Origin of the sequence: Cellulophaga sp. BC115SP (assembly GCF_009905545.1) — a bacterium.
GTDB classification, from domain to species: Bacteria; Bacteroidota; Bacteroidia; order Cytophagales; family Spirosomataceae; genus Flectobacillus; species Flectobacillus rivi.
Map to the genome: position 1 here is coordinate 1 of NZ_JAAALB010000042.1, position 12120 is coordinate 12120.

The 12120-nt window shown below is 35.7% G+C and carries 12 protein-coding genes; 10 read left to right on the forward strand and 2 right to left on the reverse strand.

All coding sequences use genetic code 11. The annotated features are described in order from the left end of the window. Positions 1-227: 227 nt before the first annotated feature. Complete coding sequence (locus GVN22_RS21790) at positions 228-389, reverse strand: hypothetical protein (protein ID WP_166553127.1); 162 nt, start codon at positions 387-389, stop codon at positions 228-230. A 131-nt stretch (positions 390-520) separates the two neighbouring features. After that, positions 521-715 (reverse strand): hypothetical protein, encoded by a 195-nt coding sequence (locus tag GVN22_RS21795; protein WP_166553128.1) that lies wholly within the window; start codon positions 713-715, stop codon positions 521-523. 216 nt (positions 716-931) lie between these two features. Between GVN22_RS21795 and GVN22_RS21800 the strand changes: the two genes are divergently transcribed. From GVN22_RS21800 to GVN22_RS21845, 10 genes are all read left to right on the forward strand, one after another. Continuing rightward, positions 932-1291 (forward strand): helix-turn-helix domain-containing protein, encoded by a 360-nt coding sequence (locus tag GVN22_RS21800; protein ID WP_166553129.1) that lies wholly within the window; start codon positions 932-934, stop codon positions 1289-1291. A gap of 388 nt (positions 1292-1679) precedes the next feature. After that, positions 1680-1826 carry a hypothetical protein gene (locus GVN22_RS21805; RefSeq protein WP_166553130.1) on the forward strand — a complete coding sequence of 49 codons (147 nt, stop codon included), beginning with the start codon at positions 1680-1682 and terminating at the stop codon, positions 1824-1826. 355 nt (positions 1827-2181) lie between these two features. After that, on the forward strand, positions 2182-4584 hold the full coding sequence (locus GVN22_RS21810; RefSeq protein ID WP_166553131.1) for a TonB-dependent receptor: 2403 nt from the start codon (positions 2182-2184) through the stop codon (positions 4582-4584). A gap of 190 nt (positions 4585-4774) precedes the next feature. After that, a complete protein-coding gene (locus GVN22_RS21815) occupies positions 4775-5233 on the forward strand; it encodes a (2Fe-2S)-binding protein (RefSeq protein WP_166553132.1) in 459 nt (152 codons plus the stop codon). A 1-nt stretch (position 5234) separates the two neighbouring features. Next, positions 5235-7418: a molybdopterin cofactor-binding domain-containing protein gene (locus GVN22_RS21820; RefSeq protein ID WP_166553133.1), complete on the forward strand. Its 2184-nt coding sequence runs from the start codon at positions 5235-5237 to the stop codon at positions 7416-7418. 65 nt (positions 7419-7483) lie between these two features. Beyond that, complete coding sequence (locus GVN22_RS21825; protein ID WP_166553134.1) at positions 7484-7855, forward strand: hypothetical protein; 372 nt, start codon at positions 7484-7486, stop codon at positions 7853-7855. A gap of 51 nt (positions 7856-7906) precedes the next feature. Beyond that, on the forward strand, positions 7907-8995 hold the full coding sequence (locus GVN22_RS21830; RefSeq protein WP_205690997.1) for an MBL fold metallo-hydrolase: 1089 nt from the start codon (positions 7907-7909) through the stop codon (positions 8993-8995). Between the two features lie 34 nt (positions 8996-9029). After that, positions 9030-9380 carry a hypothetical protein gene (locus tag GVN22_RS21835; protein ID WP_166553135.1) on the forward strand — a complete coding sequence of 117 codons (351 nt, stop codon included), beginning with the start codon at positions 9030-9032 and terminating at the stop codon, positions 9378-9380. Between the two features lie 14 nt (positions 9381-9394). Further along, complete coding sequence (locus tag GVN22_RS21840) at positions 9395-10303, forward strand: AraC family transcriptional regulator (protein WP_166553156.1); 909 nt, start codon at positions 9395-9397, stop codon at positions 10301-10303. A 165-nt stretch (positions 10304-10468) separates the two neighbouring features. After that, positions 10469-12034: a hypothetical protein gene (locus GVN22_RS21845; protein WP_166553136.1), complete on the forward strand. Its 1566-nt coding sequence runs from the start codon at positions 10469-10471 to the stop codon at positions 12032-12034. The last annotated feature ends 86 nt before the right edge of the window (positions 12035-12120 follow it).

Here is a 12120-nt window from a genome sequence, read left to right on the forward strand (position 1 = left end):
AATACAACCAAACAAACTAAATCAAATAAGACAGACATTTTACAAACAGTTAGTAGGTGGTCGTCTATTGTTCTTAAAGTACCAAGCCATCAGTAATCCTCCGATTACGAAGCCAGCATAAATGTGAAAGTCGCTATTCATGAGCTTAATATTAGAGTTGAAAATGACAAAATTAAGTAAAAATCAACTCATCAGTCGAATACCAACTTGTTGGGACGTTTACTTGTTTACTCATCGGTGTCTTTGCCGTAAAGCAAATCCCTCAAAAACTCAGAACGATTAAGTACTTCACCCAACATCGAGATTGAAAAAGCACCCATACACATTGCAAGTATAAACTGCATAAGTGGGTCAGCGGACAAAGAGCGAACTAATTCAGGTATATTCATGGTGTAATAGAGGGTTAAATGAACGTAATGAACTATTAATCTGAATAAATGAAATGTGTAAATATTGTAAATGAACTAATGAGGGTAGAGAAAGTACAAGGTGTCTTATTAATGAATCCTAATAAACTTTGTTATGCGCCATCTAGCTCAAGTAAACTCCTTAATAAACCTATCTCAGCTTTTGTCCAAGTATAATATCCTGACATCTTTGCTTGAAAGTTTCTTTCCTTATATCCAAACTTTTCGCATAGAACATCCTTTATCTGTTTTCGGTCAACCCTTGTTAAGGAGCGATAGGCGTTTTTAATATCATCCTTCGAAATCATAGATATATAGTATATTTTTTAATGTATTATATAACTAAAAATCGCACTTTTCGTTTTATATTCGTATATAATTCGTTTTTTGTGCGATTTATGATTACAAATATCGCACAAAAATGTTATTATCCAAATATTAATCGTACAAAAGTGTGATTTTTATTAAAATATTCAATTTTTGTGTCAACACGCTTTACTGTAAGCAGTCTAAAAGGTACAATTATGAAAAATTTCGCAGAAAAATTAAAAAAAGCTCTCAAAGAAAAAGGAATGACTCAGGTCGAACTTTGTGAAAAAATAGGTATGTCTCAAGGTGGGATTAAGAGGATGATCGATTCAGGGAGTACCAGAGTAGACACATTAGAAAAAATATGTGAAATTCTAGGTGTTCAAATTACATACTTCTTAGATGTAGAAACCAAAGAAGAACCTGTAGGTTTCTGGAAGAGGCTTGTTGAAGAAGCAACTACTGAAGCACAGAATTGGAAGATAAGAGCATATCAGTTAGAGGAACAGCTATCGAAGCAGCCAAATTTTAAGTATGTTAGTAGAAGACAAGGCGTGTTGGCGAGTGTGGCATAGGTTTTTTTTTGCCCCATTTACTAACATTTTTACTAACAGTTGCAAGTTTAGACTTGTAATGCCCTGAAAATCAACAAGGTTCGAATCCCTACGAGACCACAACCTACATAATTAAGGACTTGCAAGCGAGCTATTTAGCTCGCTTTTTTGTTTTATAACGGATTTTCTTCAATCGTCTGAAATACCTCAAAAAGCCCCTCTACTTGCAACCAAGGCACTTTTTTAATTTTACTAACATTTTTACTTACATTTTCATTTTTGTGGTTTTTGGAATACTTTTTGACCTGTGTTTAAACTTTTATAATTTCTTATTTAATACACAGTTTTACCAAATGTCAAAAAATTAAACAACTACCCACCTAGAAATGTAAATTACACTCCTATCAACATGTTATCTTTCTATTACTGGTTTCGTGAAGGTAAAACCAAAGATTTTGGTTCAATCTCCTGCGTAATTCAAGTTGATGGTGAAAAGTCCGTTCCTATTTCTACTAAAATCAAATTAAACCGCAAACAATCAAAAGTTCATGGATAATCATGAATTATGATTTACCCAAATCTTCAATCAAATCGGTTTTAAAAACCTAACAAACCGCTTAGACTATCCGAAATACTAGATAGACACACATTTGCTTGCGTTGGCGTGCGGAAGACTCCCACATTCCCCTATTTTACAGAGTTTTAAATAATAATAATTCCCCTAAACTTTAACAAAAGTATTTATAACACAAAAGTGTAACATCTTTTAAATAGAATGATGGTTCCCAATAAAAAGACTTTTTTTCGAATCCATTTTTTGGATACATCAAACAGCGTTTAGGCTAAATACTGGAGTTTGTGATATGGTAGTTTTGTTGAAACAAATTTTTTAAATCTATCATAATAGAAAAATGCAAACAAAAAGAAGTTTCCAACAATTGATTTTTACGTTGGTTCTGAGCCTTTTTGGCTTTTTATCACAAGCCCAGAAGACAGGCAGTTTCAAAGGAAAAGTTATTGAGAAATCAACAAAACAGCCTATCATTGGGGCTAACATTCGTATAAATAACACTAGCTTAGGAGCATCTACTGATGCCGATGGTGTATTTACCATCAACAACATCCCTGCTGGAAGCTACTTAGTTACTGTATCAATTATTGGCTTTCAAACCAAAGAACTAACGGACATCAATGTTACTTCAAGTAAAACTTATTACACAGAAATAGAGCTTCTGGAAGATGTAACTAACCTTTCAGAGGTAGTTGTGAAGGTTTTCAAAGGAGAGGTCAATCCATTAACACCAGTCTCAACATTTTCACTAAACAGAGAAGAGATTTTTAGAAATCCTGGTGCTGGAGGGGATATTATGAGGGCCTTGTCAATTTTGCCTGGAGTTGTAAGTAGTGGCTCACAGTTTTCGGCCATTGCCGCACGTGGACAAGGTACACAAGACAACGTATATATGGTGGACGACATACCAATGTTCAATTTATCACATCTTGAAGCTGAAGGCTTCAATTCAGGTTTTAACGACCCCAATGGCGGTAGGTTTAGCATATTTGCTCCAAGAATTATAGACAATGTACAGTTTCAAAACGGGGGCTTTGATGTCACAAACGGCAGAAAAGCATCATCATATCTTGGTTTGGGTATAAAAGAAGGAAATAAAGAAACTTGGTCTTTTGTTGGTCAATTTGATTTGTTAGGAGCAACCTTAGTTGCAGATGGCCCTATATCTAAAAAAACAAGCCTATTTTCAACAGCACGCTACCAAAATCTGGCTCCAACAGTCAATATGACGGGTACAGGTAATTTTGGAGCGGTTTACTTTGGTGATTATCTGTTAAAAACTACCACAGATCTCAATTCAAAGAACAAGCTTTCTTTTATCGCCATGTATAACCCTGAAAGGGCATACCGTACCATTGATGACGTTGACGCAGACACTGATATCAACGGAGATAATAGTCCCGGCAATAACCTTTTTAATAATACAGGTAGCAAAACAATGATAGGGCTTAATTTACGCACATTGGTATCTTCTACGAGTTATTGGAAAAACGTACTTTACTTTAGAGCGTCTAATACAGATAATAAATTTGGGCGATTTACTCCTTCTCTTAATAACGAAGGTATGATTATAGACCCCAAAAGCGGTTACTACGTATCCAACCTCAGAAATATTATCAACAACCAGCAAGAAATTGGCTACCGTTCCATTTATACGAAAAAGTACAAAAAAGCAAGTTTTACAGTAGGAGTAGATGCCATGCTGGTAGATTTGGAATACCGACGAATATTAAGTAATACCGATACGATGTTTGTGTATCGTAGCAATGATGTACGCCCAAATCCTGCACAGAGATACCAAATCATTACTCCAGATAGCTTTAATGCTAATTTTGAGAATAGTGCAATCAACGGAGCAGCTTACGCAAGTTTATCATGGAATGTTTCTGATAAATTCACGCTAAACCCTGGTTTAAGATATGATTATTTTGGATTTAGCGAGCATTCAACCATTTCGCCACGAATAAGCGGTTCTTATGCTTTTAACGAAAAGCAAAGTTTAAATTTTGCCGCTGGTATTTATTACCAAGACCTTGGCTACTCGGATATTGCCAGCCAAGATCCAAACAATAAGCTAAAGCCAGAGGAAACAATTCAAGCAATATTGGGCTACAAATATCAGTTTTCGCCCGATTTGAAATTGGTGGTAGAAAGTTGGACAAAAAGATTTTATGCTTTGGTAGTACAGCCTAACAGATTTCAGGGAACATTCAATAATGATGGTACTGGGAATGCTTTTGGTGCAGACATCACTTTGGTGAAGCGACTTACGAATAAAATCAATGGACAAGTGGGTTATTCGTTTATGGAAAGTAAAAGAGATGATAACAATGGACAAGGTGAATACGACTATACTTTTAGTGTGCCGCATACTTTAAATGCTCTTATCAGTTACAAACCAAATAATAAATGGTTATTCTCAGGTAAGTATAGATACAGTACTGGTAGGCCAACTGATGCCTATATTGTTCACGAAGATGTACTAAACAATCCTAACAAGCTGCGATATTCTCAAGAAATTACAGCTATAAATGGCGACAGATTAGCTGACTACATGGCCCTAGATATTAGGATTGATTACTACAAACAAATGAAAAAAGGTCTTTTCTCAGCCTTTTTGGATTTAGGGAATGTAAGTGGGCGATTTAATGAAGCAACAAAATTGTTTGTACCACAAACAGGAAAAGTATTTAATATCGGACTAGGAGTATTCCCCACCTTTGGCGTAAGGTTTGAATTGTAGTTTTTGAATATTCTTATTCAAGAATATCAACATACTACTTATAAATAGATACTGTTTTTTGGCTACAATAAAAGGCGTTTTGGTTATTCTTTATTGTTTTTGGATGATGACTTTTGTATAGTAAAAAGTATTGAGCTTTTATCCATCATCGTTGTCTTAAATTTTATATAAAATCTTTACCATTAATTATATGAAAATAAATCTCACAATAAACAACCAAGAAAAAGTAGTAGATATTGACCCAGACATGCCCTTATTATGGCTTATTAGGGATGTGGTAAAGTTAAAAGGAACCAAATTTGGATGTGGAATGGCTCTATGTGGTGCATGCTCACTTTATGTGGATGGAGAACTGGTACGCTCCTGTTCTTACCCAGCCAAGATGGCAGATGGTAAGCGAATAACAACTATCGAAGGACTATCTGAAAACGAATCCCATTTGCATCCTGTGCAACAAGCTTGGCTTGATATTCAAGTACCTCAATGCGGATATTGTCAGCCTGGTTTTATAATGGCAGCAGCCAAACTATTAGAGCAAAACCCAAATCCCAGTGTTGAAGATATAAAAAATGGTATAACAAACATTTGTCGTTGCGGGACACATCCACGTATCATTAAGGCCATTATTCACGCATCAAAAATCAAATAAAATGGGAAAATCAAATAGTAATTCAAAAAAAGGTTTTTCAAGGAGAAAATTTTTAGCACGCACAGGTACTGGTCTTGTTGGCACATTAGCTTTGCTATATTTTGGACGCTCACTAATCCGACGAGAAATAAGTGGCTTTGTAGCTGAAATGGAATTTGCTACCGATATTGATAATTTTGATACAAATATGTGGTTTGAAGTCAATGCTGATAATACTATCACCCTCAAATCTCCTAAAGTAGAAATGGGGCAAGGTATCTTTACAGGCTTTGCTATGCTGGCCGCAGAAGAGTTGGATATTACTTTAGAAAATATTAAAGTGGTACACGCTTCGTCTTTAAATGGTATTATATCAAACACAGGTGTAAGCAATAGTACATCTTCGTTATATGTTATTATTCGTGAAATAGCCGCTACACTCAGAGAAACCTTGAAGTTAGCAGCTTCCAAACTTTGGGGTGTAAATATTACTACTATTGCCACTAAAGACGGAGTAATTACCTCTGGAACAAAAAGTATAACCTATGCCGAATTAGCCAAGCAAACTACTGAGTGGATAGCTGCCGAACTACCTACCTTACGTCCCGCATCGGCCTTCAAATACGTAGGGAAAGAACAAAAAAGATTTGATCTTTTAGATAAGGTTTTGGCTAAACCTATCTATGGGATAGATGTTGATTTACCCGAAATGGTTTATGGAGCAGTACTTTACAGTCCATATTTTAATGGAAAAATAAAAAGTATTGATTTCAGTAAAGCTCAAAAAAGTGCTGGAGTACTATCTGTAGTTGAAGAAAAAGAATGGGTAGGAATTGTGGCCAATTCAAGATATGCTGCTGAAACAGCTTTATCATCAGTAAAAGTCACTTGGGATTATATACCAAACTATAGTACAAATGATACTGAAAAGGCGATTAGTGTAGGTAATGGGACAGAAGTAAATATCCAAAAAACGGGTGATATTGATAAAATAATTGGAGAAGAAATTGTTGCTGAATTTCGGACTCCGATTGGCTTTCATGCTGGTATGGAACCCAGCATAGTTGTGGCCGACTATAAAAAGGATAAATTAACACTTTATGCTTCCGTACAAAATCTCACATTTATGCAGTCGTCAGTTTCAGAGGCACTAGGTATCGACACTGATAAAATAGATATAATACCGACCTATTTGGGCGGGGGCTTTGGTAGGCGTGCATTTAAACATAATGCAGTAGAAGCAGCCAAACTATCAAAGGTGGTGGGTAAACCAGTACAGTTGCTTTACACTCGAAAACAAGAATTTCAAAATGGATATGTTCGCCCAAACACTCAGCATATATTGAAAGGGAAATTATCAAAAAATGGGCAAATATTGTCGATGCAACATGATCTTGCTACTGGACCAATGGCATTTATGGCAATGCCTGCTGCTGAACCTTTATTAGGTGCTGATTTCATAGTGGCGGGTCATGGCTCTCGGATTACTTATGATGTACCCAACATTAATACAACCATTTGGCAAAATAGCTTACCTTTTGAAACCTCAATGTGGCGTGGTGTGGGTATGTTCGCCAATACTTTTGCTATAGAAACCTTTATGGATATTTTGGCACATAAAGCAAATATAGATCCACTTAAATTCAGATTAAACCATTGTGGAGACACAGCGCAATTAAAAAGAAGGGAAAAGCTTCTTGAACTCCTTGCTGAAAAATCTGGTTGGTTTAACCCCAAACCAACAGATATTGGTCGTGGTATAGCCGTTTGCGATGATCATAAAACGATTTCAGCCGCAGTGGTCGAAGTAAAAATAGAAGAAGGTTATATAAAAGTAAAAAGAGTAGTACAAGCCATTGACCCGGGTAAGGTAATTAATCCTGAAGGTATAAGGCAACAAGTAGAAGGTGCTACTATGATGGCGATTTCTGCTTCGCTATATGAGAAAGGTACCATTGAAGATAGTCAATTTGTAGAAACTAACTTCCATTCATATAAGGTCGCCAAGTTATCTGACACACCTGAAATAGAAGTGCTGATATACGAGGGTACTGATAAGCCTTATGGAGTAGGAGAATCTCCAATTTCACCTATTGCTCCCGCTATAGCCAATGCGGTGTTTGACTTAACAGATATTCGGTTACTTTCATTACCTCTGCAACAGGTCTTTGAAAAGGGAAATGCCGAAAATAAAATAGATGCTTAAAATGAATGGCTTTTTTTGGACTACATCAAAAGGCGTTTATATCACGAGTTAAATAAAGTTATAATATGCGTTCTAAATATTACTTATGTAAAATTTCTTTGTTGGTCTTTTCTGGGTTCATGTTTTCTTGTAGCTCAACCAGAACCATATTTATTAGTAATAAGCTGAGAAAACCTATTTATATTCAGCTGCTTAGCTACTATAATGCAAATAACATTGCTCTTAAAGATTCTATCAATCATAAAAGTATCGACAAAAAATTAGTAATCAATTTTGGAAATGGAAAATGGAGTAAGTTGGATGAATCCGATTTAAAGAACTTACTTCAGCAATCAACAATAATTGAAAAGGAAAGTAAAAAGCAAGTTTATCCAAAAATTCAAGTGAGGCATATAAGCCTAAACGTTGAAGAGCTTTGGGTAGTCATAAGTAATTAGTTAAATAATTTAAAATCAAGATAAAACGTATTATAACGATAAGTAAAATTAATGAATAGGAGAAAATTTATAACTTCATCAGCCACTTTAGGAGGTATCGTTTGGGTAGCTAAACATCAAATGGGCGAATTGTCAAAAATTCCTCAAGTAACCTCACGAACCTATAATCCAGCTTTGAAAACTATTTTACCAAACTGGAAAGGTACTCCCTTGGATGAAAAAGGGTGTTTTATGAATCATGAATTTCCTAATACCAATGAATTCAGTAAAGCTTTAAAGTGGATGGTTCAAAAGAATCCACAGAAAAAAATAAAGCAAAACGATACTTGGAAAATGCCCGTCATAAAGGATGATAGCTTTCTTACGTCTTCCGAAGATGTTATAGTATTTTTGGGTCATGCTACTTTTTTTATTCGTTTGGCAGGCAAACAGATATTGATTGACCCTATTTTTGGTTCGCCTCCTATGACAAAGCGTTTTTCCGAATTTCCAATTTCAACAGATAAGCTGGTAAATATCGATTATGTACTTGTATCTCATGCTCATTACGACCACTGCGATAAGAAAAGCCTAAAAATTTTGCAAGCACAAAACCCTAATGCTAAGTTTCTTACTGGATTAAAAATGGAGTCATTAATACAAAAATGGGTTAATCCAAACGAAATACAGGAGGCTGGCTGGTATCAACAATATAATCTTGAAGATACTGTTCAAATATTTTATTTGCCGTCTCGTCATTGGTCAAATAGGTCTTTGGGCGATGCCAATGAACGTTTATGGGGAGCATTTGTACTAAAAAGTAAAGATACAACTATCTATTTTGGAGGTGATTCTGGTTATGGAAGTCATTTCAAAGAGGTAGGAGAGTTGTTCCCCAATTTAGATGTTGCTCTTATTGGGGCAGGTGCTTATTCGCCTAGATGGTTTATGTCGCCCAACCACCAAGACCCCGAACATGCCTTTCAGGCATTTAAGGATACCAAAGCCAAAATGTTTATACCATTTCATTATGGAACTTTTGACATGGCTGATGAGCCTTTATCAGAACCAGAGAAGATTTTAGGGAATTTGGCTAAAGTAGAAAGAGCCGATGGGCAATTGAGAATAGTAAAACTTGGCGAAGCTGTATTGTTGAGTTAAAAAAATATAACTATTTAAAACGATATATAATAACATGATAAAGAACATTATTTCCTTGGTGCTTTTACTGGTTTTAGCAGGTTTAAATGTTAAACATGGCTTAGATTCTTTCAAGACACCCACCGTCGAGCAGCAAAAGATGATTGCTCAGTTGGGACTGACCGAATCCAGCATGAAATTTATGGGTATTGTAGTAATTACTATCGCTGTACTTCAACTGATTCCCAAAACTTTCTTTTTAGGGAATTTACTGAATGCTTTTGTGATTGTTACAGTCATGGCATTTGCAATTAAAGCCGAAAACTATAAAATGGTCATGATAGAAATTCCCTTTTTAATTATGCCATTATTAATGATTTGGCTAAAATATCCATTCAAAAATTAAATAAACTTCTTGCAATGCAAAACACTCATACTTTTAGAATAAAAACGATTACAGATGGCCATAAGCTAGCTGGTCTTGAAAAACCCAATCATCCGCTTATCAGTATTGTCGATGTAACGCAGTTTAAAAGTCATGCTGAAGTAAGTTCAGTTGTCTTTGATTTTTATGCAATTTCAATAAAACGAGGTTGCGATAATTTAATTTATGGTCAACAAAAATATGATTTTGACGAAGGATTAATGGCTTTTATGGCTCCTGGTCAAATTTTAAGGGGCGAAGCAGGCGGTACTCCACCCAATCTATCAGGCTGGATGTTATTTATTCACCCAGATTTTTTATGGAATACCTCTTTGGCATCCAAAATAAAGAAATATGATTTTTTCAATTATGCGTCAAACGAAGCTCTTTTCCTTTCTGAAAAGGAAGAAATAATTATCAACAATATTGTCGAAAATATAAGACAAGAATACAATACCAACATTGATAATTTTAGCCAAGAGATTATTATATCGCATATTGAAACACTCCTCAATTATGCTCAAAGATTTTACAATAGGCAATTTATTACTCGCAAAAAAACAAATCACCAAGTATTGGAAAAGTTAGAGCAGCTACTCAATCTTTATTTTGATGACGAGGATTTGATTTCAAAAGGATTACCCACAGTACAGTACATTTCTGATCAACTTAATCTTTCACCAAGTTATTTAAGAGGACTTCTTACCTCACTTACTGGCTTTAGTACTCAGCAACATATTCATGAAAAATTAATTTCTAAAGCTAAAGAAAAGTTATCGACTACTAATCTATCAGTAAGTGAAATTGCTTATGAATTGGGCTTCGAACATCCACAATCGTTTAGTAAGTTGTTCAAAGCTAAAACAACATCTAGCCCATTAGAATTTAGAGCGAGTTTTAATTAACACCATTTATAAAATACCATACACCCTAACCATGATGTAATCATTTGAATTGGAACAGTGTAAACAAGGTTACCAAACCTCATTTGTCTTCCATAACTTCGGTAGTATAGTACAAATGTCAAATCTCAGAAAGGTTAACGACCTTTCTGAGACTATCCCAATTCTATGAAAATTTCGAAATTATTACCCATCTGGACGCTGTTCTGGCTTTCTATTGTAAATCTTCATGCTCAAAATGCGCCTTCACCAGAAAAAATCAAATTTGTCCGACAAGGTGTTCGTAGATTTATTTTTGATGAAAAATTGGCGCTCCCCTTAGCCTCATTGATTCCTGAGGAAATAATCGGGATGCCTTCGATGTACCCTGTGAAGCACCATTTGTCTACTCAGGCAGAGATTTTGCTCAAAAACAAACAGTTAATTTTGCAATCAACTCACGAAAGTCAAACTTCTATTTGGTTTGGAGGTTTTAATCCTTTTGCTACTTACAGTATTGAGTTAGGGCATTTGGAGGGCAATGGAGACGTTGGATTTGAGTTTACTAATCAAGAAAAAACGTCGCAATTTTTGATAAAAGTTCAATTCTTCAATAACCAGATAGTAGGGGTTCAGCAAAAAATTATTAGCCAAGGCAAAACTTTGTCAGAGGGGGCTATTACCAATAAAGGTTTTAAAAAAGGAGGGATACCACAAAAAATTATCCTCCAAATGCTTGGAAGCGGACTTACCGTTTTTGCACAGTCGGAGGGACAAATTATACCGATTGGACAATCCGATTTTAGTCAGTATTTGGATTTACGAAAAAAAGAATGTCTCCATACCTATCAAAGTCATTTGTTTGTCTCTTTGCAATCGGGTAGGGTAGAGGTCAATAAAGTAAGTTCGGTATTGGGTGCGGGTATGGGACTTGCCGATATTCGTGCCATCACCTACGAAGACGGAGAGCCTATGCTCGATCAAGGACGTCTGTGGTATACGATGTCGATACGTGGTAGGGCATTGCCTCATCATATTCAAGGAGTCTTCAGTATGAATCCAAGTTTGTTTGACCTAAAGCTCGAAGGAATCGTACTCTTTGATAGAAATGACGGTTTACTCCGCAATGAAATTGCTTCACATATTTTTTATGATAGAAAAGAAAAATTATGGCGTGGCTTGACAACTGGGTTTAGTGCGTATGCCAATCCTCAAGAAAAGAAACAGTTGCTCGCAATCGAAGGTACTAAAGACCCTCGATTTGGTTTTTCAATCATGAAGGCAACACCTTTTGGGATTGTTGGTGATATTGAAGATCCACATATCTTGTATGATTCAAAAGCTAAGAAATGGAGAATTTTGACATGTGAAAATCAAGGTGGATATAAAGCTGTAATGCTTGAGTCAAAGGATTGGAACAAAAACTATCAGAAAATTGCTGGGCCAGTTAGTCATAATTCTACAGGGACATCTATTCAAAAAATAGGTGACCAGCGCTATTGCTTTTCAGGAAGTCAAGAAAGAGAAATCTTTATTTATTCTTATCCATATTTACAAAGTGTAGGAACGTTGAAGATGGATTTGCCACCTTGGGATGAGAAGGCTGGCACAAGAGTTTGGCCAAACGTTGTACAATTACCAGATGGATACCCTTTTAAGTATGTTGCTTTGATGATGGATAGATATAATTATCCAAATCTTGAAGGCCCTAATTGGACGTATGGCGCCATATACCTATATCATGGAGTGGAGTAAATAAGGGAATAGGCACAAAGGCACATAGTGAGTTGAATCATCCTGAATTTAGTGATTGAGTGATTGAACGAATGAGTGATTATGTT

Bases quoted from the DNA above. Each gene is read 5' to 3' on its own strand.
- GVN22_RS21790 (WP_166553127.1), bottom strand. From the start codon at position 389: ATGAATATACCTGAATTAGTTCGCTCTTTGTCCGCTGACCCACTTATG.
- GVN22_RS21795 (WP_166553128.1), bottom strand. From the start codon at position 715: ATGATTTCGAAGGATGATATTAAAAACGCCTATCGCTCCTTAACAAGG.
- GVN22_RS21800 (WP_166553129.1), top strand. From the start codon at position 932: ATGAAAAATTTCGCAGAAAAATTAAAAAAAGCTCTCAAAGAAAAAGGA.
- GVN22_RS21805 (WP_166553130.1), top strand. From the start codon at position 1,680: ATGTTATCTTTCTATTACTGGTTTCGTGAAGGTAAAACCAAAGATTTT.
- GVN22_RS21810 (WP_166553131.1), top strand. From the start codon at position 2,182: ATGCAAACAAAAAGAAGTTTCCAACAATTGATTTTTACGTTGGTTCTG.
- GVN22_RS21815 (WP_166553132.1), top strand. From the start codon at position 4,775: ATGAAAATAAATCTCACAATAAACAACCAAGAAAAAGTAGTAGATATT.
- GVN22_RS21820 (WP_166553133.1), top strand. From the start codon at position 5,235: ATGGGAAAATCAAATAGTAATTCAAAAAAAGGTTTTTCAAGGAGAAAA.
- GVN22_RS21825 (WP_166553134.1), top strand. From the start codon at position 7,484: ATGCGTTCTAAATATTACTTATGTAAAATTTCTTTGTTGGTCTTTTCT.
- GVN22_RS21830 (WP_205690997.1), top strand. From the start codon at position 7,907: ATGAATAGGAGAAAATTTATAACTTCATCAGCCACTTTAGGAGGTATC.
- GVN22_RS21835 (WP_166553135.1), top strand. From the start codon at position 9,030: ATGATAAAGAACATTATTTCCTTGGTGCTTTTACTGGTTTTAGCAGGT.
- GVN22_RS21840 (WP_166553156.1), top strand. From the start codon at position 9,395: ATGCAAAACACTCATACTTTTAGAATAAAAACGATTACAGATGGCCAT.
- GVN22_RS21845 (WP_166553136.1), top strand. From the start codon at position 10,469: ATGAAAATTTCGAAATTATTACCCATCTGGACGCTGTTCTGGCTTTCT.